The sequence below is a fragment of the Rhodococcus sp. 06-156-4 genome, assembly GCF_002259345.1.
GTDB lineage: Bacteria > Actinomycetota > Actinomycetes > Mycobacteriales > Mycobacteriaceae > Rhodococcoides > Rhodococcoides fascians_E.
The window spans coordinates 381,392-404,969 of the sequence record NZ_NPGB01000008.1; the positions used below are offsets into that span (position 1 = coordinate 381,392).

General features: G+C 64.6%; 25 protein-coding genes. 14 read left to right on the forward strand and 11 right to left on the reverse strand.

Features of this window, described 5'->3' with window-relative positions:
- Positions 1 to 7 precede the first annotated feature (7 nt).
- The 5 genes from pssA to CH290_RS05105 all read right to left on the reverse strand — a co-directional run bounded on the left by pssA (position 8) and on the right by CH290_RS05105 (position 3,019).
- On the reverse strand, positions 8 to 868 hold the full coding sequence (pssA, locus tag CH290_RS05085; RefSeq protein WP_019666627.1) for a CDP-diacylglycerol--serine O-phosphatidyltransferase: 861 nt from the start codon (positions 866 to 868) through the stop codon (positions 8 to 10).
- A 6-nt stretch (positions 869 to 874) separates the two neighbouring features.
- Positions 875 to 1,591, reverse strand: a complete 717-nt coding sequence (locus tag CH290_RS05090; RefSeq protein WP_026348061.1) for a phosphatidylserine decarboxylase — start codon at positions 1,589 to 1,591, stop codon at positions 875 to 877.
- A 103-nt stretch (positions 1,592 to 1,694) separates the two neighbouring features.
- Positions 1,695 to 1,967 (reverse strand): GlsB/YeaQ/YmgE family stress response membrane protein, encoded by a 273-nt coding sequence (locus CH290_RS05095; protein ID WP_019666625.1) that lies wholly within the window; start codon positions 1,965 to 1,967, stop codon positions 1,695 to 1,697.
- 69 nt (positions 1,968 to 2,036) lie between these two features.
- On the reverse strand, positions 2,037 to 2,495 hold the full coding sequence (locus tag CH290_RS05100; protein WP_020112583.1) for an SRPBCC family protein: 459 nt from the start codon (positions 2,493 to 2,495) through the stop codon (positions 2,037 to 2,039).
- A gap of 119 nt (positions 2,496 to 2,614) precedes the next feature.
- Positions 2,615 to 3,019, reverse strand: coding sequence for a VOC family protein (locus tag CH290_RS05105; RefSeq protein ID WP_020112582.1), 405 nt, complete (start codon positions 3,017 to 3,019; stop codon positions 2,615 to 2,617).
- 88 nt (positions 3,020 to 3,107) lie between these two features.
- Between CH290_RS05105 and CH290_RS05110 the strand changes: the two genes are divergently transcribed.
- Positions 3,108 to 4,049 carry a helix-turn-helix transcriptional regulator gene (locus CH290_RS05110; RefSeq protein WP_033188687.1) on the forward strand — a complete coding sequence of 314 codons (942 nt, stop codon included), beginning with the start codon at positions 3,108 to 3,110 and terminating at the stop codon, positions 4,047 to 4,049.
- A gap of 6 nt (positions 4,050 to 4,055) precedes the next feature.
- Here CH290_RS05110 and CH290_RS05115 read toward each other — a convergent pair whose 3' ends face one another.
- Complete coding sequence (locus tag CH290_RS05115; protein WP_019666621.1) at positions 4,056 to 4,847, reverse strand: DUF1206 domain-containing protein; 792 nt, start codon at positions 4,845 to 4,847, stop codon at positions 4,056 to 4,058.
- 183 nt (positions 4,848 to 5,030) lie between these two features.
- Between CH290_RS05115 and CH290_RS30500 the strand changes: the two genes are divergently transcribed.
- The 7 genes from CH290_RS30500 (at position 5,031) to CH290_RS05145 (ending at position 10,474) form a co-directional block, all read left to right on the forward strand.
- Positions 5,031 to 5,186 (forward strand): hypothetical protein, encoded by a 156-nt coding sequence (locus tag CH290_RS30500; RefSeq protein ID WP_155290417.1) that lies wholly within the window; start codon positions 5,031 to 5,033, stop codon positions 5,184 to 5,186.
- Between the two features lie 91 nt (positions 5,187 to 5,277).
- Positions 5,278 to 6,933: an NAD(P)/FAD-dependent oxidoreductase gene (locus CH290_RS05120; protein ID WP_033188686.1), complete on the forward strand. Its 1,656-nt coding sequence runs from the start codon at positions 5,278 to 5,280 to the stop codon at positions 6,931 to 6,933.
- Complete coding sequence (locus tag CH290_RS05125; RefSeq protein ID WP_019666618.1) at positions 6,930 to 8,408, forward strand: ATP-binding protein; 1,479 nt, start codon at positions 6,930 to 6,932, stop codon at positions 8,406 to 8,408. The genes CH290_RS05120 and CH290_RS05125 overlap by 4 nt, the downstream gene beginning before the upstream one ends.
- A complete protein-coding gene (locus CH290_RS05130; protein ID WP_019666617.1) occupies positions 8,405 to 8,755 on the forward strand; it encodes a UBP-type zinc finger domain-containing protein in 351 nt (116 codons plus the stop codon). Before CH290_RS05125 ends, CH290_RS05130 begins: the two co-directional genes overlap by 4 nt.
- 1 nt (position 8,756) lies before the next feature.
- Positions 8,757 to 9,176 carry a DUF1801 domain-containing protein gene (locus tag CH290_RS05135; RefSeq protein ID WP_033188685.1) on the forward strand — a complete coding sequence of 140 codons (420 nt, stop codon included), beginning with the start codon at positions 8,757 to 8,759 and terminating at the stop codon, positions 9,174 to 9,176.
- Positions 9,173 to 9,847: a GOLPH3/VPS74 family protein gene (locus CH290_RS05140; RefSeq protein WP_019666615.1), complete on the forward strand. Its 675-nt coding sequence runs from the start codon at positions 9,173 to 9,175 to the stop codon at positions 9,845 to 9,847. The genes CH290_RS05135 and CH290_RS05140 overlap by 4 nt, the downstream gene beginning before the upstream one ends.
- Positions 9,848 to 9,880: 33 nt before the next feature.
- Positions 9,881 to 10,474, forward strand: a complete 594-nt coding sequence (locus CH290_RS05145) for a DJ-1/PfpI family protein (protein WP_033188684.1) — start codon at positions 9,881 to 9,883, stop codon at positions 10,472 to 10,474.
- Here the strand turns inward: CH290_RS05145 and CH290_RS05150 are convergent.
- Together CH290_RS05150 and CH290_RS05160 are read right to left on the reverse strand one after the other, a co-directional pair.
- Entirely contained in the window at positions 10,460 to 10,870 is a 411-nt protein-coding gene (locus tag CH290_RS05150) for a DoxX family protein (protein ID WP_230595777.1), read from the reverse strand. The two genes, CH290_RS05145 and CH290_RS05150, sit on opposite strands and share 15 nt — an antisense overlap.
- Positions 10,871 to 11,033: 163 nt before the next feature.
- Positions 11,034 to 12,902 (reverse strand): BCCT family transporter, encoded by a 1,869-nt coding sequence (locus tag CH290_RS05160; protein WP_019666613.1) that lies wholly within the window; start codon positions 12,900 to 12,902, stop codon positions 11,034 to 11,036.
- 210 nt (positions 12,903 to 13,112) lie between these two features.
- Between CH290_RS05160 and CH290_RS05165 the strand changes: the two genes are divergently transcribed.
- On the forward strand, positions 13,113 to 13,988 hold the full coding sequence (locus CH290_RS05165; RefSeq protein WP_033188683.1) for a DMT family transporter: 876 nt from the start codon (positions 13,113 to 13,115) through the stop codon (positions 13,986 to 13,988).
- Positions 13,985 to 14,881 (forward strand): serine/threonine-protein kinase, encoded by an 897-nt coding sequence (locus CH290_RS05170; RefSeq protein ID WP_033188682.1) that lies wholly within the window; start codon positions 13,985 to 13,987, stop codon positions 14,879 to 14,881. Before CH290_RS05165 ends, CH290_RS05170 begins: the two co-directional genes overlap by 4 nt.
- 12 nt (positions 14,882 to 14,893) lie before the next feature.
- Here the strand turns inward: CH290_RS05170 and CH290_RS05175 are convergent, their stop codons facing one another.
- The gene (locus CH290_RS05175) at positions 14,894 to 16,381 is read right to left on the reverse strand and encodes an amino acid permease (RefSeq protein ID WP_019666610.1); all 1,488 of its coding nucleotides are present in this window, start codon (positions 16,379 to 16,381) and stop codon (positions 14,894 to 14,896) included.
- A 432-nt stretch (positions 16,382 to 16,813) separates the two neighbouring features.
- On the opposite strand from CH290_RS05175, the gene groL reads away from it, so the two are divergent.
- Positions 16,814 to 18,439, forward strand: a complete 1,626-nt coding sequence (gene groL / locus CH290_RS05180; RefSeq protein ID WP_026348058.1) for a chaperonin GroEL — start codon at positions 16,814 to 16,816, stop codon at positions 18,437 to 18,439.
- Between the two features lie 146 nt (positions 18,440 to 18,585).
- Here the strand turns inward: groL and CH290_RS05185 are convergent, their stop codons facing one another.
- On the reverse strand, positions 18,586 to 19,404 hold the full coding sequence (locus tag CH290_RS05185; protein ID WP_052083091.1) for an endonuclease domain-containing protein: 819 nt from the start codon (positions 19,402 to 19,404) through the stop codon (positions 18,586 to 18,588).
- Positions 19,405 to 19,569: 165 nt separating this feature from the next.
- Between CH290_RS05185 and ligD the strand changes: the two genes are divergently transcribed.
- Together ligD and CH290_RS05195 are read left to right on the forward strand one after the other, a co-directional pair.
- Complete coding sequence (gene ligD, locus CH290_RS05190; protein WP_020112577.1) at positions 19,570 to 20,523, forward strand: non-homologous end-joining DNA ligase; 954 nt, start codon at positions 19,570 to 19,572, stop codon at positions 20,521 to 20,523.
- Positions 20,524 to 20,632: 109 nt separating this feature from the next.
- The gene (locus CH290_RS05195; protein ID WP_230620904.1) at positions 20,633 to 21,325 is read left to right on the forward strand and encodes a hypothetical protein; all 693 of its coding nucleotides are present in this window, start codon (positions 20,633 to 20,635) and stop codon (positions 21,323 to 21,325) included.
- Here the strand turns inward: CH290_RS05195 and CH290_RS05200 are convergent.
- The gene (locus CH290_RS05200) at positions 21,322 to 22,017 is read right to left on the reverse strand and encodes a FadR/GntR family transcriptional regulator (protein ID WP_019666605.1); all 696 of its coding nucleotides are present in this window, start codon (positions 22,015 to 22,017) and stop codon (positions 21,322 to 21,324) included. The genes CH290_RS05195 and CH290_RS05200 overlap by 4 nt on opposite strands.
- A gap of 121 nt (positions 22,018 to 22,138) precedes the next feature.
- Here CH290_RS05200 and aspA point away from each other — a divergent pair, with 121 nt between their 5' ends.
- Entirely contained in the window at positions 22,139 to 23,578 is a 1,440-nt protein-coding gene (gene aspA / locus CH290_RS05205) for an aspartate ammonia-lyase (RefSeq protein ID WP_020112574.1), read from the forward strand.

Consider the following 23,578-nt stretch of genomic DNA (forward strand, 5'->3'; position numbering starts at 1 on the left):
GTCTCGCTCATCGGGGGCTCTTCGGGCGACGAAGGCCGAGCCTGGCTGCGGACCTACGGTTGTTGCCCGGCGCCCGGCGGATGGCCCGGCGCTCCGCTCGACGCTCCGCCGGCTTGGCGTCCCAGGTGTAGGGGCGGGCGGCGACCCAGCGCTGCGACCGAACGGCGAACGGAATGTGCGCCAGGTACATCGCGACGAGAACCATCAGCAGAACCAGCGGATACGTGATCAACGCGGCAGCGGCCAGCGCCACCAGAATCAGAAGCGCGGCTGCCATTCGCGGCGGAACCGAGACTGTTTTGAGGGCGAGAGTCGGGATGCGGCTGACTGCGAGGCCCGCGGTGAACACGGTCCAGCCGACGACGACGTAGAACGACGACCACCAGCCGTCACCCCATTCCTGGAACGCCGCGATCGGGGTGAGCACGATCAGCGCACCGGCGGGCGCCGGGACGCCGGTGAAGAACTCACTGGCGTAACCGGGTGAGTCGTCCTCGTCGAGAAGAGTGTTGAACCGTGCCAGACGCAGCACCATCGCCACCGCGTACACCAACGCGATGATCCATCCACTGCTCGAACCTTCCAACAGCGTCACGTACAGCACGAGAGCCGGTGCCACGCCGAAGGAGATGGCGTCGGCGAGTGAGTCGAGTTCGGCGCCGATGCGGCTGGTGGCGTCGAGCAACCGGGCGATTCTGCCGTCGAGTGCATCGAGAATCGCGGCCGCGCCGATCATCGCCAGCGAGGTTCCCAGCTGACCGTCCAGGGCGAACTTCACCGCGGACAAGCCGGCGCACAACGCCAGAATGGTGACGACGGACGGCAGCAATCGGACGGCTGCGGGCGGGCGGGCGCGTCTGGTGATCATCGCCGGCTATCGGGGAAGCTCGCCGAGCACCGTCTCGGCTCCGACTGCCCGCTGGCCCGGTTCGACCAGCAGAGTCGAACCGGAAGGGAAGTACGTGTCCACCCGGGAGCCGAACCGGATGAGGCCGTAGGTGTCACCGATGGTCAAGGCGTCGCCGACCTTCGCGTTGTTGACGATGCGTCGAGCGATCAACCCGGCGATCTGCACGACTCCGAGATCGTGTCCCGACGGGGTGCGGATGTGCATGCTGTTGCGTTCGTTGACCTCGCTCGCCTCGGCGAGGTCCGCGGATTTGAACTGGCCCTTGCGGTGCACGACCTCGACGACCTCGCCGGCGACGGGCACGCGTTGCACGTGCACGTCCAGGACCGAGAGGAAGATGCTGACGCGGGGAACGGCCTCGGTTCCGAGATCGAGCTCGGCGGGCGGCACCGCGGTGTCGACGAGTGTGATCAGCCCGTCCGCAGGTGCGACGACGACGCCCTGACGGTTCGGCGGAACGCGGCTGGGGTGGCGGAAGAACGTGGCGCACGCGCCGGCCGCGGTGAGTCCGGCCCGGCGGATCCACTTGTGCCTGCGGCCGAGTGCAGCGACCGCGAGCGGCCCGGCGACGAAGGGAAGGCCTGCTGGATGCAGCGGCGGAACGGTGTTTTTCACCAGCTCGGCGACATGCGCTATGCCGCTGCTGGGTGGTTGACCGATCGGGGCTGGACGGCGGGCCACTTCGCTCCTTAGAACATCTCTGGGGGCAGTGCCTGAAACGGACACTGCCGGGGCTTCACACAGTACGTGAGAAGCCCCGGCAGCCGGGAACGAGCAGTGACCGTCAGGTCCTCGAGCGACCCGTCACAGCCTTGACGATGAACAGCAGAATCACTGCGCCCAGCAGGCAGGTGAGGAAGCTGAAGATCAGGCCGCCGCCCTTGACATCAACTCCGAAGACGCTGAGCAACCAGCCGCCGAGGAATCCTCCGATGATGCCGACGACGATGTTCAAGATGATGCCCATCGATGCGTCCGTCTTCATGATCTTGCTACCGATCCATCCGGCCAAGCCGCCGATGACGATCCAACCGATGAAACCGAGTGCGGGTGTCATGTCATGCCCCTTTTTGTTTGTTGCCGTTTGACAACTGGGGCTGCCCAGAAACTTCACTCGTCAAACATTTTACCGAGCGCGCTCGCTTTCCGACTTGATGCGCTGCAGGGTCTTGTTCATTCCGTCGACGAGTTCGACGTCGAACTGCTCGATGCCGCCGAGAACGTTCTTGACGAGGAAGCCGGACACGGCGCTCGTGCCCGTCGGCGCCTCACGCTTCTCCACCACGGTGGTTCCCGTTGCCGACGGGGTGAGTGTGTAGGACCAGATCGTCTTGTTCTCCGCGATGCGGAACGCGATGGCCTTGTTCGGCTGGAATTCGACGACCTTCGCCGTGGTCGGCCAGACCAGCAGGCCTTTCCGATTGATGTTGAGCGTCGTCGTGCCCTTGCGGACATCGCCACCGAAGACCTTCATCTTCTTGCACTGAGGACTCCACTCACCCATGCGCTTCAGATCCGAGACGACCTTCCACACCTGCTCGGGACTGGCGTCGACGTCGATGCTGGCTTCGAGGGTCTTGCTCACGTGTTCCTCCGTAGATGCAACCGATAGTTACAGGTAAACGTAGTCGACAGGGTAGGTGTGGCGTGGCACTTCCGCCCGTTCCGGCGGGGATCCCCGACGGTAACCGAGCACGGGGAACGTCACGCCCGCCCGAGCATCTCCAGGTAGTGAGGGTTGGTCATGATGCCGAGGACGTTGCCGAAAGGGTCGACCACGGATGCGGTGTCGAAGCCTTCGCCGCGGGCTCGGATCTCGTCGTGCAGTGTTGCGCCTGCGGCGAGGAGCTTCTCGAGCGATCCGGCGAGGTCGTCGACGTGCCAGAAGGTGATGGATTCGGACTTCGAGGTTCCCGGGATCGCGTATTTGCGGTCGACGATGCCCAGTTCGTGCTGGAAGTCGCCGACTCGGAACTCGATGTAGCCCGGTGTTCCGTCCGGGTTGTCGCGGCGAAAGTACGGAGCGATTCCGAGGATGTCGGTGTACCAGTGGCCTGCCGCGTCGACGTCGTCTGCGTAGAAGCTGATGTTGCTGAGTCCTCTGAGCATTGCGTTCTCCCTCTCTCGTGGTTGTGGAGTCGACTATGCACGCAAAAGTGCTCATCTTCTGAGCACTTTCGGAGGGATACTTTCCTGCATGCGCGCAGACCGGCTCGTGGCGACACTTCTCCTGATGCAGACCCGTGGGCGGATCACCGCCGCCGAGGTCGCCGAAGAACTGGAGGTGTCGGCCTCGACAGCACGCCGGGACCTGGAATCGCTGTCGTCCGCCGGTATCCCGGTCTATCCGCAACCGGGTCGGAACGGCGGATGGCAACTGATCGGTGGCGCACGAACGGACCTGACCGGACTGAGTTCCACGGAAGCGCAGGCTTTGTTCACGTTGGTCGGTCCGGGCGCCGCATTGTCGCCGGACGCCAAGGCCGCGGTGCGCAAGCTGGTGAAGGCGTTACCCGAACCCTTCAGGGTCGACGCGCAAGCCGCGGCCGATGCGACGACGATCGATCCGGCCAGCTGGGGGCAGGAGTTGTCCGCAGGGTCGGAGCATGTCGGACTGCTGCAGCGCGCGGTGGTTCGGCGAGTGAACGTGACGTTCGGTTACAAGACGTTCGGGCACACCGGGCCCGGGCACCGCGAGGTCGGTCCACTCGGGCTGGTGGACAAGGACGGGCACTGGTATCTGATCGCATCGACGGCTCACGGCCTGCGGACGTTCCGCCTCGACCGGATGTCCGAGGTCGCGCCCACCGACACGGTGTTCTCGCGTCCGGCGGATTTCGATCTCGCCGACGCGTGGGCGTCCGTCGTCGAGACCGTGGAAGACCGGCAGCGCGCGACGTCGGCGGTCGTCGAGATCCCGGAGAGATTGCTGTCGGTGCTGCAGGCGCAGTTCGGCAAACATTGCGTGGTGCAGAACGTCGTCGACGGACGGCTGAGGGCGACGGTCTCCGCGCCTACGCCGGTGATGATCGCCCAGCACCTGGCGGGCTGGGGTGCCGAGCTCGAGGTCGTCGAATCCGATTCGGTGCGAGCCGAGCTCGCGCGAATCGGATCCGAACTCACCTCCCTCTACGGGTAGAGGCCCTCACATGCGTGCGTGACGAGCGAGGACGAAGGCGTACAGGCCGTAGAGCGCGATGCCGACGCCGGCGAGGACCAGGAGTATCTGGCCGAACGGTTGTTCACCGAGCGTCTTGACGGCGCCGTCGATGCCGGTGGCCTTACTGGGGTCGGAGGTGAACACCGCGACGACGACCAGTGCTCCGGCGCCGATCAATGCGGCACCCTTGGCGGCGTACCCGGCGATGCCGAGATACTCGACGCCTTTGCTCTGGTTGCCTTCCAGGTCGTCGAGGAAGTTCTTCGATACGCCCTTGTAGACGTGGTAGCCGCCGACACCGATCACGACGAGTCCGACGACGATCAGCACGATCTTGCCGAATCCGTTCTCCATCAATCGCGCGGTCATGCCTGCGTTCTGTTGACCGCTCGATTGTCCGGAGCCCTTGGCGAAGCCGAAGGTGGACCAGGCGAACGCCAGGTAGACGACGGCGAGGGCGGCGGCTTTGAGCCGGTCCATCGCGCTGCCTTCGTCCTGATCCGACTTCTTGCCGACGACGGCTTCCATGACTCGCCACAGTGCGAGTGCGACGAACGCGACGACGGCGACCCACAGTGCGATGGCACCTCCGGGTTTGCTGCCCAGTTCGGCGAGCGCACCGGACTGGTCGGCGTTGCCGCCCTGCCCGAAGGCGAGTCGAACGGCGATGTAGCCGATGAGGATGTGCAGCAGCCCGCTGACGAAGTGACCGGCCCGGGCTGCTCGTTCGAACCACGTGTTGTTCTGGACCGTTTCCGCGGCGCCTGTTGCGCTCATTTCGTGCCCCCGACTTGTCGATTGGTAATCCATCTCTTTACCCGGCTGCGAACCCGACGAAACGCACATGCGTCGAAACTTCTTCAGCGCGCCTCACCCGCGAACGGTAACGAGAGGCGAAGACTGGGCGATGCAACGAACGAGGAATCAGGCCAAAACGAATTTTGTTCGGAGTGATCGATCGTGAACCTTCATTCGATCTTGCGTCGTCCAGGCTCGGGCGTGCCGCTGCTCGAATCGGCGCGGATGAGCGGAAGTCCAAGGAAGTGGCCGAGCGAAAAGCTCGAGCGCTTGTTGACCGCCCAGGAAATCGACCTCATCCGGCGCGGGCAGGTCTGACACCCCCTGCCGGCACCCCTGCTGGCACCAAGGCGCGGTGACGTCCGGCGCGGCATACTTGTCTTCAAGTAGCTGCCCGACCGGGAGGGTCATGAAGCCTGCAATTCTCAGCGTCGACGACGATCCGGGTGTATCCAGATCCGTCGCACGCGATCTTCGTCGCCACTACGGCGAGAACTACCGCATCATCAGGGCCGAGTCCGGTGCTCAGGCGCTCGATGCGTTGAAAGAACTGAAACTGCGCGGCCAGCCGGTCGCGATCCTGCTGGCCGATTACCGGATGCCGCAGATGAACGGCATGGAATTTCTCGAGCAGGCGATGGACCTGTATCCGGCGGCTCGCCGGGTCCTGCTGACCGCGTACGCCGACACCGACGCGGCCATCGATGCCATCAACGTCATCGACCTCGATTATTACCTCCTCAAGCCGTGGGATCCGCCGGAGGAGAAGCTCTACCCGGTGCTCGACGCTCAGCTCGAGGCGTGGGCGTCCAGCGATCACCGGCCGGTGGAGGAAACCAAGGTGATCGGCCACCGCTGGTCCGCGAGGTCGTCGGAGGTTCGGGAATTCCTGGCTCGCAATCAGCTGCCGTATCGCTGGTACATGGCCGACGACCCCGAAGGGGTGCGGCTGCTGACGTCGGCCGGTGTCGACGACACCGTGTGCCCGGTGATCGTGACTGCGGACGGCACAGCACTGTGTGCGCCGTCCGACTCGGAACTCGGCAATCATCTCGGCCTCACGACGACACCGTCCGGTGAGTTCTACGACCTGGTCGTCATCGGTGGTGGACCGGCAGGTCTGGGTGCGGCGCTGTACGGCGCGTCGGAAGGACTGCGCACGACGCTCATCGAGCGCACCGCGACGGGTGGGCAGGCAGGACAGAGTTCCCGTATCGAGAACTACCTGGGATTTCCCGACGGCGTGTCCGGTGCTCAGTTGGCCGAGCGTGCGCGTCGGCAAGCGTTGAAGTTCGGCGCCGAGGTGGTGACGACGCAGGACGTCGTCGGGCTCGAGGCCAACGGTTCGGCCCGGACGATTCGGTTCGCGGACGGTCGGAGCATCGACGCTCAGACCGTGATCCTGTCGACGGGGGTGGCGTACCGGCAGTTGGCGACGCCCGGCATCGAGAAGTTCACCGGCCGCGGAGTGTTCTACGGATCGGCGATGACGGAGGCCGCGCGCTGCGCGGAGCAGGACGTCTACATCGTCGGCGGCGCCAACTCGGCCGGTCAGGCAGCGGTGTACCTGGCCCGCGGAGCGAAGTCGGTGACAATTCTGATCCGTGGGCAGTCGCTCGAAGCATCGATGTCGTACTACCTGATCAAGCAGATCGAGGATCATCCGCGAATCACGGTACGGACGTGCACCGAGGTCGTGGGCGTCGGCGGCGACGATCACCTGGAGTCCATCACCCTGCACAACCGTGTGACGGACACCGACGAGACGGTTCCCGGGCAGTACCTGTTCCTGTTCATCGGTGCGGCACCTCGGACGGAGTGGCTCGACGGTGTCGTGGTGCGCGACGAGCACGGCTTCGTCGTCACGGGACCCGATCTGGTGGTCGACGGCAAGGGACCGACGGGATGGGATCGCGACAGGTTGCCGCACCATCTCGAGACCAGTGTCCCCGGCGTGTTCGCGGCCGGTGACGTGCGATCCGACTCGGCGAAACGCGTCGCGTCGGCTGTGGGAGAGGGAGCGATGGCCGTGATGCTGGTGCACAGATACCTGGCGAACCCGTGAGCGTGCAGAGCGACCCCGGATCGCTGCGGTGTAGTCCGGAGGAGCTGAAGACGCTGTTCCTGTTCGAGAAGTTGTCGGACGAGCAGGTGGAGAAGCTGTGCCACGAGGGGCACATCGAGATCATCGAGCCAGGGCCCGTGTTCAGCGAGGGTGAACCTGCCACGTGCTTCTACGTGCTGATGGACGGTTCGTTGGTGCTGACGAAGAACTCCAGCGGCGAGGAGATGGTGATCAGCCGGACGTCTCAGCGCGGGGTGTACGCCGGTGCGTGGCAGGCGTATCTGCGTGATCGGGTGCCGCAGACGTACCCGAGTTCGATGCGTGTGACCGAGACATCGCGGTTCTTCGTGCTCGACGCGGCGTGTTTCGCGGAGATCGTCGAGGAATGGTTTCCGATGGCGCTGCATCTGCTCGAGGGCTTGTTCGTCGGTGCGCTCAACACCAAGCAGATCGTCGACCAGCGTGAGCGACTGCTGGCGCTCGGGTCGTTGTCCGCCGGCCTGACGCACGAGCTGAACAATCCGGCCGCGGCAGCGGTACGGGCGACGGATGCGCTGCGCGATCGGGTCGCCCACATGCGCCAGAAGCTGAAGATGATCGCGAACGGTTCGCTCGACCCGGCGTCGCTGACTTCCCTCGTCGGATTGCAGGAGGAAGCCGTCGAGCTGGTCGCGAAGGCTCCCAAGCTGTCGCCGCTCGAGGCGTCGGATGCGGAGGACGAACTGGGGGACTGGTTCGACGATCACGGCATCGCGGGTGGGTGGGATCTGGCTCCGACGTTCGTGCAGGCAGGCCTCGACATCGCGTGGCTGGACAAGGTCGCGGCCACCGTCGACGAGTCAAAGACGCTCGAAGGTGCGATCCGCTGGCTCAACTACACCGTCGAGACCGAATTGCTGATGAACGAGATCGCCGATTCGACGACCCGGGTGTCGACGCTCGTCGGTGCGGCCAAACAGTATTCGCAGATGGATCGAGCGCCGTACCAGACGATCGACTTACGTGAACTGCTCGACAGCACTCTGGTGATGCTCGCACGGAAGATCGGCGACGACATTTCGGTGGTCAAGGACTACGACCCGGCAGTGCCTCCGATTCCCGCCTACGCGGCGGAACTGAATCAGGTGTGGACCAACCTCGTCGACAACGCCGTGCAGGCGATGAACGGGGCCGGAACACTGACCGTGGCAACGAGACTCGATCACGACCACGTATTGGTCGAGATCGGCGACACCGGGCCCGGAGTGCCGGAGAACATCCGTTCACGAATCTTCGAGCCCTTCTTCACCACCAAACCGGTCGGTGAGGGAACCGGCCTCGGCCTCGACATCTCGTGGCGCATCGTCGTCAAGAAGCATCACGGCGACCTACGTGTCGAATCCGAGCCGGGAAACACGCGTTTCGTCGTCAGGCTTCCCATCGAGCCGGCAACCGAAGCAGAGCCCACAACCGAAGCGACAGAGGGGGAGTCATGACCGAGCCGATTCCTGGAATCGATGTCACCGCCGAGCCGTCGGGACCGGGGTGTCTCGAATGTTCGACCAGCGACGGTTGGTGGTTCCACCTTCGTCGGTGCGCGCAGTGCGGGCACGTCGGGTGTTGCGATTCGTCTCCGTCGCAGCATGCGAGCAAGCACGCCGAAAGCACCGGCCATCAGTTCATCAGAAGCTTCGAACCGGGGGAGAGCTGGTACTACAGCTACGCCGACGAGCAGATGTACGACGGGCCTGAACTTGCTCCGCCGCAGCATCATCCGCTCGATCAGTCGACGCCGGGGCCCGCGGACCGCGTGCCGTCGGGGTGGCAGAACTACCTCAACTGACATGAGCGAGAGCAAGACCGGGCCGACGGCGACGGACGTGGTCGCGTGGCTCGAGAGCGTCGAGCATCCGGTGCGCCGCGCCGACGGGTTGGCGTTGCACCGGCTGTTCACACGTGTCACCGGGGAACCTGCCGTCATGTGGGGTCCGTCGATGGTGGGTTACGGCCGGTACCACTACCGATACGACAGTGGCCGGGAAGGCGACGCACTCGCGGTCGGCTTCTCGCCCCGTAGGACCTATCTCGTGCTGTACGGGTTGACGTACGCTCCCGAATCCCAGGCACTGCTGAACGAACTGGGCAAACACAAGCCCGGGGCCGGATGTCTGTACGTCAACAAGCTCGCCGACGTCGACTCGGCGGTGTTGGAGAAGATGATCGAGCTGTCGTATCCGTACGTGGTGGGTACGCTCGGCACATGACTCTGATCGCGGAGGATCTGTTTCTGGTTCTGGTCGACGACGTGACGGGTAAGCCGATCGTCGACAGTACGAAATTCCCGCGTGTGCTGGCGGGTGCGTTGGTGCTCGAGCTGGCCATGAACGGCGCCGTACGCATCACCGCGAAGGGTGAAGCGGTCAAGGACGGCAGGCTCGTGGTGTCGGGGCCGCCCCCGCAGGATCCGCTTCTCGCGCGGGTCCACGCGTTCATCGGAACCGAGAACAACCCGCCGAAACCGCAGAAAGTCATCGAGAAGCTCCACAAGAACCTGAAACAGGAGATCGGTCTCCGCCTGGCGCATCGAGGTGCGGTCACACAGCACGAGGACAGAATCCTCGGCCTGTTCCCGACGACGTCCTGGCCTGCCCGTGACACCACACGCACAGCATGGCTGATCCAGTGGATTCACAGCGCGATCGTCGACGGTACGACGCCGTTGCCGGAGATATCGGCTGTCGTGTCGATGTTGTCCGCGATCGACGCTGTCCACAAGGTGTTGCCTGCCGCCGACAAGCGAGCGGCGAAACGTCGAGCGAAGGACATCGCCGAGGGCGACTGGGCGGGCGAGGCCGTCCGGAAGGCAGTGCAGGATGTGAACGCCGCGCTGGCGGTGGCGATCGTCGTCCCCGCCATCGCTGCGTCCGGTAGCTGAGCACTGGGCAGCAGGTCCTGCGATGATCGTGCGATGACGCGATCTCTCGCCATTCTGATGTTCGACGACGTCGAGGTGCTCGACGCATGCGGGCCGTTCGAAGTCTTCTCGGTGGCGAACCGAATCACCACGCGCGACGGGGGAGTGCGCGCGTTCGACGTGGTGCTCGTCGGAGTCGACGACGGTCCGGTGCATGCCCGCGGTGGCATGCGCATCGCGGTGGACACCACGATCGACGACACCAGGCGTTACGACGTGGTGCTCGTGCCGGGTGGTGTCGTCGACGAGGTACCTGCGGCCGCTGCGGCGTGGATCCACACGCAGTTCGGCACAACGGAAGTGACCGCGTCGGTGTGCACCGGTGCGTTTCTGCTGGCCGACGCCGGGGTGCTGGATGCACGTCCGGTGACGACGCACTGGGAAGACGTCGACGACCTCCGGCGGCGGTGGCCGAGTCTCGATGTCCGCGAGGGTGTCCGGTATCTCGATAACGGCGACATCGCGACGTCCGCGGGCATCAGTGCAGGACTGGACCTGGCGCTGCACCTGGTCTCGCGACTGGTGAGTCCGGACGTCGCAACGAGCACCGCTCGGCAGATGCAGTACGAATGGTCAGACGGTCAGTAAACGCAGGACCAGTGCTGCGACAGCGACGACCGTCAGGAAGGCCGACGGTCCGATGCCTGCGGTGTCCTTGACCCGAAGGTGCGAGATCACGGCCCCGACGAAGTACAGGATGACGCCGACGGCTGCGGCCGCTCCGATGGGCCACCAGAAGAGTCCGACGATCAGGCCGACGCCGCCGGCGATTTCGAGGTAAGCGAGGACAGGAATCTTGTCCGCCGGAACGCCGACCTTCTCCATGATGGGGATGACGGACGGATTCTTGGTCAACTTGCCGACTGCGGAGAAGGTCAGTGACACGGCAAGAAAGATCGAAACGACAACGGTTGCAGCGAACATGGTGGTCAGGCCCAATCGAGTGTGTCGGCGGGATCCGATCGCGACAGGCGATCGAACCATGGGTTTTCACCGGGGTGTCCGATGTCGACGACCAGTATGGCCTTCCACCCGCCGTCTGGGAAATAGTCGGCGCGCTCACTGTCCGGGTCCACGACAACCTGTCGCCGCCGGAAGACACGAAAAAGGGGCCCGGTCGAACCGGGCCCCTTTTTCTACTTCTCGCTCAGGAATTCGACTGCGTCTGTCCCTCGTGGGAATCGGCGAATTCGGGAGTGTCGAACACTTCGCCTCCGAGCGGGTCGACGGGACCGCTGTCCGCCGAGTACTCCACTGCGCCGGTATCGGGATCGACCTCGAGCGATTCTGTCGACACTTCGTGCACGGCGAGGACGACTGCGCCGTCGGTGGGCGTGGCCACACCGATCTGCGACGGTCCGAGGCCCGAGAACGTCGACGAGATACCGGCTCCCCGACGACGTTTCTGTGTGTCCGCGTTCGTACCGGAGCTGTCGCCGTCTGCTGTGGGTGTCGCGGTGACCCGGACGTACCGCGGGGTCGTCGCGACGTCGTATCGGAACGCCTTCAACATGGACACGCACGCCAGCACGAGGATTATCGAGAACGGAACGGCCGTCGCGATGGACATCGTCTGCAGTGCGGTCAGTGACCCGGCGCCGCCGACGAGAAGCAGAATCGTCGCCGCGGTGCCTTCGAGGATCGACCAGTAGACGCGCGTGATCTTCGGCGGTTCCAGATCGCCTCCGGTGGACAGGATGTCGATGACGAGCGATCCCGAGTCCGAGGACGTGACGAAGAAGAACACGATGACGAAGATCGCGAGCAAGCTGCTGATCGTGGCCAGAGGCAAGCCGTCGAGCAACTGGAAGAGCGAGGTGTTGGTGTTCACCGCGCCGTCGACGAGGAGATCGCCCTGCTCGCGCTGACGAAGAATGCCTGCGTCGCCGAAGATGGTGAACCACAGCGAACCGATGATCGTCGGGGCCAGCAGAACACCGAAGACGAACTCACGGATGGTGCGTCCACGCGAGATGCGCGCGATGAACATGCCGACGAAGGGCGCCCAGCTCATCCACCAACCCCAGTAGAAGATGGTCCACGCGCCGGCCCAGCCGTCGTCGGAGAAGGGGGAGGTGCGCAGCATCAGCTCCGGCATGGCCTGGATGTACCCGCCGAGGTTCTGCACCCAGGACTGCATGAGAAACAGCGTCGGGCCTGCGATCAGCACGAAGACGGCCAACCCGGCGGCGAGCGCCATGTTGATGTTGGACAGCCACTTCAGGCCGCGCTTGACGCCGGAGACCACCGAGTACGTGGCGATGCCGGTGATGCCTGCGATGAGCAGGACGGTGACCCAGTTGCTGGTGTCGACCCAGCCCAGGTACTCGAGGCCGGCCGAGATCTGTTGGACACCGAAGCCGAGGGACGTCGCGACGCCGAACAGTGTTCCGATGATCGCGACCGCGTCGATGGCATGGCCGATACCGCCTTCGATCCGCTTACGCCCGAGCAACGGCTCGAGTAGCCAACGCACCGACAACGGCCGGCCCTTGCGGTACGTCATGTACGCCAGGCCGAGGCCGACGACCACGTAGATCGCCCACGCGTGCAGGCCCCAGTGGAACAGTGTCAGTTCCATGGCCTGATTCGCTGCGGCGTCCGTCGACCCGGCGACTCCACCGGCCTCCGGTGGAACGACGTAGTGCGACAGGGGCTCGGCGACACCGTAGAAGACGAGGCCGATGCCCATGCCCGCGCTGAACAGCATCGCGAACCAGGACAGCACCCCGAACTCGGGCTTCTCGTCGTCGCGTCCGAGTCGGATGTTTCCGACGCGGCTGACACCGCAGTACACGGCGAAGACGACGAATCCTGTCGTCGCGAGTATGTACCACCAGCCGACGCCGTCGGTGATCGCCGAATTCAGCGTCGAGAACGCGTCGGCAGCAGTGCTGGAGTAGATCACGGCGAAGGCGATCATCACGAAGATGACGATGGAGGCGGGGATGAACACGGGCTTTCGAAGCCCGTCCCACGCTTCCTTCACCGCGTTGGGCTTCTTGTCCAGATTCACGTCGAGTCTTCCGTCCTCACGATTTTCGTATCCGAATCATGGGCGGCTACCGATGCAGTCGAGACCGGGCCGACCACATGTCGTTTCTCTTACTTATGCGTTCTATTGGTCAAGTGCCGGTAAACACGATAACCGACCTGTTCGACTCGAGCGAATTCGGCGTTCGACCGAGAACTCGCTGACGTGGCGATCTGCCGTTAATGTTTCGTCGTGCCGCAAACAACGACGGTGGTGGTCCTCGCACTCGGTGCAGCGCTGTGCATCGCAGTCGGGACAGTGGTTCGGCAGCGCACGGCAGCGCAGGTCCCGGTGGAGTCCAACGGTGCACTGGGGCCCATCGGGTCGCTGGTCAAGCAGCCGATCTGGTGGGTGGGGACCGTCGTCGGAATCCTCGGCTACGCGCTCCAGGCGGCCGCGCTCGGGATGGGATCGCTGCTCCTGGTCCAGCCTCTGCTGGTGCTGTCGTTGCTGTTCGCGCTTCCGCTCGGCGCACGGTTTGCACATCGGACGATCTCCGCCACCGAGTGGATGTGGGCCGCAGCTCTGACCGCCTCGGTGGCGATTCTCGTCGTGGTCGGGGACCCGAAGCCCGGAGTGGAGAGGGCCGAGGCTCGGCACTGGATCGTCGTCTGCCTGATCGGACTACCGTTCGTCGCGCTGTGCGTCCTTGCGTCACGTAAGGCGAGCGGTCCTCGAAAAGCATTGCTGCTCGGCATCTCCGGGGGTGCATTGTTCGGCGTCGCCGCCGTGCTGACCAAGGGCGTGGTCCACCTCGTGAGCCGCGGAGTCGTTCCTCTGTTGACCTCCGTCGAGTTGTACGCGCTGATAGCCGTGGCGGTCGCGGCGATCACCCTGCAGCAGTCCGCATTTCAAGCCGGCGCTCTGCAGGCCTCGCTTCCCGCCACCACGGTGATGGAACCGGTGGTGGCGTCGGCTCTCGGGTTCGTGGTCCTCGGCGAGTACCTCGCCACCGGAAGAGGCGGCAGTGTGGTCCTCGTGGTCGCTCTCGTCGCGATGGTCGCGGCCACTGTTGCACTCGCCCGGTCATCGGCGCGAGACGAGCCGTCGGTGCCGATCTCGCCATGACCCCCGGCCGCCTGTCGCCGGGACGGACGTTCGCCGGGTACACGGTCGAGCGGCTGCTCGGGGTGGGTGGGATGAGTGAGGTCTACCTCGTCGAAGGGCGCGAGACCCTCAAGATTCTCGACGAGGACGCCTCGGGAGACGAGCAGCTCCGGGCGAAATTCGTCATGGAGGCGAAGATCGCGGCGCGGCTGCACCATCCGAACATCGTGTCCGTGCACGCCCACGGTGAGTTCGGCGGTCGACTGTGGATGACGATGCACTACGTCGAGGGATACAGCGCAGCGCGGCTCGTCGCACGCGGCCAGATCGCCCTCGACGTCGACCGAGCTGCCCGCATCGTCAGCGAAGTGGCGAAAGGTCTGGACTACGCCCACACTCAGGGCGTACTGCACCGCGACGTGAAACCGTCGAACATCCTGATCAGTACCGAACCGCGTGGCGGTTTCGAGCAGGTGATGGTGTCGGACTGGGGGATCGCGCGATTCCTCGACGCCGGGCCGGTGGCGCGAGGTGGGTCGGTCTTCGCGTCCATTCAGTACGCCGCACCGGAACTTCTTCGTGGTGAGCGCCTGTCCGCTCGAACCGATGTCTACGCGTTGGGCGCAACGCTCGTGGAATTGCTCACCGGCAAGCCCCCGTATCCCCTCGCGACGCCGCTCGCGATCACGGACGCTCAGCTGAACGCGTCGCCTCCGTCGGTGACCGCGCGCCGACGAGACCTACGGAAGGGTCTCGACGGCGTCGTCGCGACCGCGCTGGCCAAGAAGCCGGAAGATCGATTCGCGACGTGCACGGAACTCAGCAACGCCGTCGCCGACGCCCTTGCTGCTCCCGCTCCGGAGCCCCCGCCCCGAAAGTCGCCCTTCGGGGCGGGGTGGCGTCGGAGGTTCTGATTGTCCGGCCCGTCAGTTGTCCGGATCGTCGTCGAGTGGTCTGTTGGCGACGACGGGGTACTGCCCGGTGTAGCCGAGACGTTCCTCGGCGACGGCGAGGACCTTCGTCCGCACCAGGAACCATCCGCCGATCAGTGCTGGGATGATGACGACGAGGGTGGCGATCGTCCACGACCCGATCGGGGCGTCGAAGGCCATCAGAACCAGCACCCCGAAGAGGAACACCAGCGTCGCGTAGCTCGTGTACGGGGCGCCGAACAGACGGAATTTCGGACGTTCGAGGATGCCCTTCTTGGACCAGCGGTAGAGCTGGATCTGGCACAGCACGATCGTCGCCCAGCTCGCGATGATGCCGAGGGCGGACATGTTCAGCACGATCTCGAAGGCCTCACCCGGGGCGATGGCGTTGAGTGCGACGCCGAACAGCGTGATGAAGCAGGTGAGCAGAATGCCGCCGAACGGAACGCCGCCCTTGGTCATCTTCTTGGTGAACTCGGGAGCGCTGCCGTTCATGGCCATCGAGCGCAGGATGCGACCCGTCGAGTAGAGGCCGGCATTCAGTGAGGACAGAGCAGCAGTGAGCACGACGATGTTCATGATCGTGCCCGCGCCGCCGAGACCGATGCTCGAGAAGAACGTCACGAAAGGCGATGTTCCTGCTGCGTATGCCGTGTAGGGGAGCAATAGCGCCAGCAGGACGAGCGAGCCGACGTAGAACAGCGCGATACGTGCGATCACCGAGTTGATCGCGCGCGGCATGATCTTCGCCGGGTTCTCGGTCTCACCGGCGGCGGTGCCGACCAGCTCGACGGCGGCGTACGCGAACACGACGCCGGAGATGACGATGACCAGCGGCCACGCGCCCGACGGGAACAGCCCGCCGTTGTCGGTGATGAGGCTGATGCCGGGCATCTCGCTGCCGACGGGGATGCGTCCGGCGAGGAAGACGATGCCGACGATCAGGAACGTCACGAGTGCGACGACCTTGATCATCGCGGCCCAGAACTCCATCTCGCCGAACCACTTCACCGAGACCAGGTTGAGGCTCATGACCAGCACGAGCGCGATCAGTGCGATGACCCACTGCGGGATCACCTCGAACGATCCCCAGTAGTGCATGTAGGTGGCGATGGCCGTCACGTCGACGATGGCCGTCATGGCCCAGTTGAGGAAGTACATCCAGCCTGCGACGAATGCGGCTTTCTCGCCGAAGAACTCACGGGCGTACGAGACGAACGATCCCGACGACGGGCGGTGCAGCACCAGTTCGCCGAGGGCGCGGAGGATGAAGAAGACGAAGATGCCGCACAGGGCGTAGGCGAGGAACAGGCCGGGGCCTGCGCTGGCGAGTCGTCCACCCGCGCCGAGGAACAGCCCGGTGCCGATGGCGCCACCGATGGCGATCATCTGGAGCTGGCGAGGTTTGAGACCCTTGTGGTAGCCCTCCTCCTCGTGGTCCATGGCGGAGTTGTCGTACTTCGTGTCGACCGAATCGGACATGTGACGATCCTTGCTGTCGATGCGTGTATGGGTGTTTTGTCCGAAATGAGCTAGTGGCGAATGTTGCTGTCTCCGAACGTTATTTCCGGATCGCATCGAGCCGAAAGGCGTGCAATGTAAACAACGCGCCTGCATGTAAACAGTGCGTGAAAGGGTGAGCATCTGCTCGAGCTTTGCCCAGGCGTCGGACTCGGCCGGTCTTCTGCGCCGTAGGCGAACACTTCGGTGACGACCTTGCACTCGCCATGGTCGAGTGCTAGAAATGCAGTTGGCACTCGCGCCTTGTGAGTGCCAGGTCGGGACGGTGAGGCTGGGAATCATCGACACCCCTGGTCGTCCGTCGCGGGCACCGAACTCGGCCGAGCAAGTGCAGAAGAGCGACTGAACACGGTCGCTCTGCGTGTCACCCCCAATCCGGAGGATCACTTCGCAATGGCCAAGATCATCGCGTTCGACGAAGAGGCACGCCGTGGCCTCGAGCGAGGCCTCAACGCCCTCGCCGACGCAGTAAAGGTGACGTTGGGCCCCAAGGGTCGCAACGTCGTGCTCGAGAAGAAGTGGGGCGCCCCCACGATCACCAACGACGGCGTCTCCATCGCCAAGGAGATCGAGCTCGAGGATCCCTACGAGAAGATCGGCGCCGAGCTCGTCAAAGAGGTCGCCAAGAAGACCGACGACGTCGCAGGCGACGGCACCACCACCGCTACCGTTCTCGCCCAGGCACTCGTTCGTGAAGGCCTGCGCAACGTCGCGGCCGGCGCGAACCCGCTCGGCCTGAAGCGCGGCATCGAGAAGGCTGTCGCAGCCGTAACCGAGTCGCTGCTCGCTTCCGCCAAGGAGATCGACACCAAGGAGCAGATCGCTGCTACCGCTGGTATCTCCGCAGGCGACCCGTCCATCGGCGAGCTCATCGCCGAGGCCATGGACAAGGTCGGCAAGGAAGGCGTCATCACGGTCGAGGAGTCCAACACCTTCGGCCTGCAGCTCGAGCTCACCGAGGGCATGCGCTTCGACAAGGGCTACATCTCGGCGTACTTCGCCACCGATGCAGAGCGCCAGGAAGCCGTCCTCGAAGACGCGTACATCCTGCTCGTCAGCTCCAAGATCTCCACGGTCAAGGACCTGCTGCCGCTGCTCGAGAAGGTCATCCAGTCGGGCAAGCCGCTCGTCATCATCGCCGAGGACGTCGAGGGCGAAGCTCTCTCCACCCTCGTCGTGAACAAGATCCGTGGCACCTTCAAGTCCGTTGCCGTCAAGGCTCCCGGCTTCGGTGACCGCCGCAAGGCTCAGCTCGCCGACATCGCCATCCTCACCGGTGGCGAGGTCATCAGCGAAGAGGTCGGCCTCTCGCTGGAGACCGCAGGCCTCGAGCTCCTCGGTCAGGCACGCAAGGTCGTCATCACCAAGGACGAGACCACCATCGTCGAGGGCTCGGGCGACTCCGACGCCATCGCCGGACGCGTCAGCCAGATCCGCGCCGAGATCGAGAACTCCGATTCCGACTACGACCGCGAGAAGCTGCAGGAGCGCCTGGCCAAGCTGGCCGGTGGCGTTGCAGTCATCAAGGCCGGAGCAGCGACCGAGGTCGAGCTCAAGGAGCGCAAGCACCGCATCGAAGATGCAGTGCGTAACGCCAAGGCTGCCGTCGAAGAGGGCATCGTCGCCGGTGGTGGCGTCGCGCTGCTGCAGGCTTCGCCCGCACTCGACAACCTGAAGCTCGACGGCGACGAGGCAACCGGCGTGAACATCGTCCGCGTCGCCCTCGAAGCACCGCTCAAGCAGATCGCGTTCAACGCAGGCCTCGAGCCCGGCGTCGTCGCAGAGAAGGTCCGCAACCTCCCGTCCGGTCACGGCCTCAACGCCTCGACCAACGAGTACGAGGACCTGCTCGCTGCAGGCATCAACGACCCGGTCAAGGTCACCCGCTCGGCACTGCAGAACGCAGCGTCCATCGCGGCTCTGTTCCTGACGACCGAGGCCGTCGTCGCCGACAAGCCCGAGAAGGCCGGAGCGCCCGCAGGCGACCCGACCGGTGGCATGGGCGGCATGGACTTCTAGTCTGTCTCTCTCGAACAGGCCCGACTCCACTTCGGTGGGGTCGGGCTTTTTCGTGCTCGCGGTGGCCCGGGTGTACGTGTGCCCTGGATGCACACAAATCGGGTTCGCAGGGCCGGATGTGGCGTCGGGCGGCGGTTTGTGTGCACTCAGGCACGGCGGCTTCGCCTGCGGCGTCCGACCACTCCGATGATCTCGTCCACTACCTCGTCCAGGTGAGCGTTGACGTAGGCCGCGGAGTACCGGAGTACCCGCCAGTCGTCGTCGATCATCCAGTTCTGACGGATGCGATCGTTGGTGAACACCTCGGCTGCGATGTGGAATTCGCGACCGTCGATCTCGATGACGACACGTCCCCGTCTGCACACGAGATCGCCGTAGTACCTCCCGATTCGAGTGTTGATCTCGAGACGAAATCCGCGCGCGACCAGGGCGCGAGCCACCATCCGCTCGGGTTCGGATCTGGTGAGCGGACAGCACGTGCGGAGCTGCTCCCGGACTGCGACGACCCCATGACGCCCACGCGAATGCTCGACGAGAAGCGCAAGACGTTTCCAGTGCACGCGCGTGCCGATGGCGGAGTCGAACAGCGCCTCCAGTTCGGGTCGGGCCATGTCGACCGCCACATCCAGCATCGCCTGTTCGATCCCGACCACCGACAGGCCGTGTCGTGTGCTCGGCCGGACGACACGTCGATGCAGCGTCACCCAGCTCGGTGCTCTGACCTGGGCGGACATGGGCACCGTTGCCTCGACGATCGGCGGCTCGGTCGGCAGGAGCCCCCACAGCCAGGCTGCGGACGAATGGCTGAGGATCGCAGTGGGCTTCCACAGGGCGACGGCCGTACACCTGTCGAGGTAAGTGGGCGCCGCCGACGAGTAGACCGTGGGAAGTACCCGGTGCATCTGCGAAATTCGACGTTTGCTGTACCCGACTGCCGACCATTGCCCCCGTGTTCGAATAGTCATCCGAATACCGTTGCAAAAAAATCCGATTCGGATTTCGGGTTGTCCACATGCTGTGGACAACCGGAGTGACGGACCCGAGTGCACACAGATCGGGTTCGCAGGGCCGGATGTGGCGTCGGGCGGCGGTTTGTGTGCAGTCCGGCCCTGGATGTCTAGGCTCGTGGAATGGCAGCAGCGTCGGAGGCGATCGAACTCGAGGTGGGGGAGCGCATCGTGCGTGTCTCCAACCCCGACCGGGTGTATTTCCCCGAGAGCGGGGCCACCAAGCTCGATCTGGTGAACTACTACCTCGGCGTCGGCGATGGCATCGTCCGTGCTCTACGGGAGCGGCCGTGCATGATGCATCGGTTCCCGAAGGGTCTGGCGGGGGACAAGGTTCACCAGAAGCGTGTGCCGAACGGCGCCCCGGACTGGCTCGAGACCGTGCGCGTGACGTTCCCGCGCTACAACCGAACCGCCGACGAACTGTGCGTCACCGAGTTGGCGCACGTCGTGTGGGCTGTGCAGATGTCGACGGTGGAGTTCCACCCCTGGAACTCCAGGCGCGCGGACGTGGAGATGCCCGACGAGTGGCGCATCGATCTCGATCCCATGCCGGACTGCCCGTTCGATCGGGTTCGCCGAGTCGCCGGCGTCGCCGCCGAGGTCCTCGAAGACCTGGGTGCGACGGGCTGGCCGAAAACATCTGGCGGACATGGGCTTCACATCTACGTGCGGATCGCGCCGGAGTACGGATTCAAGGATGTTCGACGCGCTGCGCTCGCGTTCGCCCGTGAGGTGGAACGCCGCGCCCCCGACGACGTGACGACGGTGTGGTGGCGCAAGGACCGCGATCCGACGAAGCTGTTCGTCGACTACAACCAGAACGCGCGGGACCACACCATTGCCAGCGCCTACTCGGTGCGAGGCAATCAGCAAGCGACGGTGTCGACGCCGATTTCCTGGAACGAAGTTCCGGACGTCGATCCGCGTGACTTCACGATCTTCACTGTGCCGGACAGGTTCGCGAAACTCGGCGACCTGCACGACGGCATCGACGAGGCGGTGTTCTCGCTCGATCCGTTGCTGGAATGGGCGGAGCGGGACGAGCGGGAAGGGCTGACGGAACCCGAGGAGTAACCGATTCGAGTCGTCATCGTTATCCGTGATCGGTTAATGGCTTCGTAAAGCAGACCGATAGGACGGGTAGACGAGACGGCGCCCGGTTGTCTTGGGACGAGGAGTGTTCATGATCGCCGCACGGTCTGCCGTCGTCGTTGCCGCTGTGGCTGCTGTTCTAGCCGTGAGCGGCTGCAGTAGCGAGGAGCCGGATGGCGCTGCAGCGTCGGAAACGACGAGCGTAGCGCCCCAGTCGACGTCGGAACAGCCGACGTCCGACCAGCCGACGTCCGACCAGCCGACGTCCGAGCAGCCGCCGTCCGGACCTGCGCAGCCCGAGCAGGAGATCGTCATCGTTCCCACGGCGCCTGCTCCGGAGGAAGCGTCGGATCTGTTCCCGTGGAATCAGCCCCGACCGAGCCTGGATTCCGGCAATGTCGACCCGGCACTGTTCGCGACCGATCTCGGCCGGTACAACTTCACCACCCCGTCGGGAAATATTCAGTGCGGGATCTGGGCCGGGGGATCACCCGCAGGCCAGGTCGGTTGTCAGGCCAAGACGAGTGTCGCGCCGTTCGAAGGCCGCACATGCACCAATGCCGAGAACGACAAGTACGCAGTGCGAGTGAACGACGGCGGGACGCAACACATCTGCACGACGCAAGGGATCTACACGGCCGACGAACCTCGAGTGCTCGAGTACGGTCAGGTGTTGTCCGCGGTCGGTGTGGTGTGCGAGTCCGACGAGATGTTCGGCATCACGTGCTGGGGAACCGAGGGCGCGTTCATGTTCGCGCGTGACTGGAACGAGAGCTGGAGCTAACGGCGGAGCGATTCCACAGCGCCCCGGACGGCGTCGAGGTGCGCGGCCATGGCTTCGGCGGCTTCCTCGTAGCTGCCCGATCGGATGCCCTCGACGATGAGGTCGTGCTCGACGTTGGATTTCTGCTGGCGTCGGGCGACGAGGTTGAGGGTCTCGGACTGACGGGTGAGCGCGCCGCGGATGTCGACGATGATCGCTTCGAAGACGCGGTTCTTGCTGGCTCGGGCGATGGCGGTGTGGAATTGGCCGTCGAGCAGTACCCAGGCGTGGTGGTCGTCCTCGCTTCGCATTTCGTCGGTGAGCCCTTCGAGGACGGCCAGGTCTTCGTCGGTTCGGCGCTCGGCTGCCCAGCCGGCCGACGGGATTTCGACGTGGGGGCGGGCTTCCATCAGTTCGCGGGCGTCGTAGTTGCCGATGTCGAGATCGCCGGTGACGCGATCTCGGGTGACGAAAGTGCCTCGACCCGTTTTGGTTTCGGTGAGTCCGAGTGCATTGCACGATCGAAGTGCCTCGCGGATCACGGATCGGCTGACGGCGTATCGGGTGGCCAATGCGCTCTCGGCGGGGAGTCGTTCGCCGATGGCGATGTGGCCGGCGACGATTGCGTCGCGGATGTCGGCGAAGACGGCTTCTGCCGCGCTCAGTCTCGTTGCGGTCGGCTGACTGACCGCCCAGCTGTCCGACAGGTTCATGTCTGAATAGTCCTCTTCCTGCGGCGGGCGAGTCAAGGTGACGGTTGACGGGCGGACGTGTCTTGGTTCACACTCTAACCTGTCAGACAGCCGGACAGCCGGACATCAGAAGGAGCAGGACGTGGTGGAGACTCGAATCGAGAAGGACCTTCTCGGTGAACGCGAGATACCCGCGGAGGCGTACTGGGGCATACACACCCTGCGCGCCCTGGAGAACTTCCCCATCACGGGCCGTTCGATCGGTACCAACGCTCATCTGATTCGCGGCCTGGCCGCCGTGAAGTGGGCCGCGGCCTCTGCCAACGAGGATCTGGGGATTCTCGACGCCACCCGAAGCGACGCGATCCGTCGGGCATGCGACGAGATTCTGGGCGGGCAGTGGCACGACGAGTTCGTCGTGGATGTCGTTCAGGGCGGCGCGGGCACCTCGACCAACATGAACGCCAACGAGGTGATCGCCAACCGTGCGCTCGAGATCCTCGGTCATGCGCACGGTGACTACAGCCACCTGCACCCCAACGAGCACGTCAACGCAAGTCAGTCCACCAACGACGTGTACCCGACGGCCGTGAACATCGCGACGATCTACGCGGCGCACGAGCTGATCGAGTCCATGAAATTCCTGCGCGACGCGTTCCGCCGCAAGGCATCCGAGTTCGCCACCGTCGTGAAGATGGGACGTACGCAGTTGCAGGACGCGGTGCCGATGACTCTCGGTCAGGAGTTCGGAACGTACGCGATCATGATCGACGAGGACTGCTCGCGGCTGGAGGAAGCCGCGCTGCTGGTGCACGAGATCAATCTCGGTGCAACGGCCATCGGTACCGGTCTCAACGCGCCCGACGGATACACCGCGGCTGCGTGCGAGCATCTGCGCACCAAGACAGGACTTCCGCTGGTCACGGCGACCGATCTGATCGAGGCGACGCAGGACGTGGGTCAGTTCGTGCACCTGTCGGGTGTGCTCAAGCGGATCGCGGTGAAGCTGTCCAAGATCTGCAACGACCTGCGGCTGCTGTCCTCGGGTCCTCGGGCCGGCCTGAACGAGATCAATCTGCCTCCGATGCAGGCGGGTTCGTCGATCATGCCGGGCAAGGTCAACCCGGTGATTCCCGAGGTGCTCAACCAAGTGGCCTACGAGGTGATCGGCCACGACGTCACCATCACCATGGCCGCCGAGGCAGGGCAACTGCAGCTCAACGCCTTCGAACCGATCATCGTGAAGTCGCTGTCCGAAGGCATGGCCCATCTCGGCGCAGCCTGCCGTACCGTCGCGACCCGATGCGTGGACGGCATCACCGCCAACGCCGATCTGCTCCGTGAGCGTGTGGAGAACTCCATCGGCCTCGTCACCGCACTGAGCCCGTACCTCGGCTACGCCGAGTCCACGACGATCGCCCAGGAGGCGTTGGTCAGTGGCCGCAATGTCGTCGACCTCGTGCTCGAGAAGAAGCTACTGGCCCGTGAAGAACTGGATCGTCTGCTCAGCCCGCAACATCTCGCCAATCTCCGCGTCGCGCCTGCACCGCACGCCGATGCCCCCGAAACTTCGACAAGGTAG

Coding starts and splice junctions, on each gene's coding strand:
- CH290_RS05135 (WP_033188685.1), top strand. CDS start 8,757: ATGAGCGAGAGCAAGACCGGGCCGACGGCGACGGACGTGGTCGCGTGG.
- CH290_RS05185 (WP_052083091.1), bottom strand. CDS start 19,404: ATGACTATTCGAACACGGGGGCAATGGTCGGCAGTCGGGTACAGCAAA.
- CH290_RS05110 (WP_033188687.1), top strand. CDS start 3,108: ATGCGCGCAGACCGGCTCGTGGCGACACTTCTCCTGATGCAGACCCGT.
- CH290_RS05130 (WP_019666617.1), top strand. CDS start 8,405: ATGACCGAGCCGATTCCTGGAATCGATGTCACCGCCGAGCCGTCGGGA.
- pssA (WP_019666627.1), bottom strand. CDS start 868: ATGATCACCAGACGCGCCCGCCCGCCCGCAGCCGTCCGATTGCTGCCG.
- CH290_RS05200 (WP_019666605.1), bottom strand. CDS start 22,017: ATGAACCTGTCGGACAGCTGGGCGGTCAGTCAGCCGACCGCAACGAGA.
- CH290_RS05145 (WP_033188684.1), top strand. CDS start 9,881: ATGACGCGATCTCTCGCCATTCTGATGTTCGACGACGTCGAGGTGCTC.
- CH290_RS05195 (WP_230620904.1), top strand. CDS start 20,633: ATGATCGCCGCACGGTCTGCCGTCGTCGTTGCCGCTGTGGCTGCTGTT.
- CH290_RS05175 (WP_019666610.1), bottom strand. CDS start 16,381: ATGTCCGATTCGGTCGACACGAAGTACGACAACTCCGCCATGGACCAC.
- CH290_RS05105 (WP_020112582.1), bottom strand. CDS start 3,019: ATGCTCAGAGGACTCAGCAACATCAGCTTCTACGCAGACGACGTCGAC.
- groL (WP_026348058.1), top strand. CDS start 16,814: ATGGCCAAGATCATCGCGTTCGACGAAGAGGCACGCCGTGGCCTCGAG.
- CH290_RS05095 (WP_019666625.1), bottom strand. CDS start 1,967: ATGACACCCGCACTCGGTTTCATCGGTTGGATCGTCATCGGCGGCTTG.
- CH290_RS05140 (WP_019666615.1), top strand. CDS start 9,173: ATGACTCTGATCGCGGAGGATCTGTTTCTGGTTCTGGTCGACGACGTG.
- ligD (WP_020112577.1), top strand. CDS start 19,570: ATGGCAGCAGCGTCGGAGGCGATCGAACTCGAGGTGGGGGAGCGCATC.
- CH290_RS05115 (WP_019666621.1), bottom strand. CDS start 4,847: ATGAGCGCAACAGGCGCCGCGGAAACGGTCCAGAACAACACGTGGTTC.
- CH290_RS05120 (WP_033188686.1), top strand. CDS start 5,278: ATGAAGCCTGCAATTCTCAGCGTCGACGACGATCCGGGTGTATCCAGA.
- CH290_RS05170 (WP_033188682.1), top strand. CDS start 13,985: ATGACCCCCGGCCGCCTGTCGCCGGGACGGACGTTCGCCGGGTACACG.
- CH290_RS05150 (WP_230595777.1), bottom strand. CDS start 10,870: ATGGTTCGATCGCCTGTCGCGATCGGATCCCGCCGACACACTCGATTG.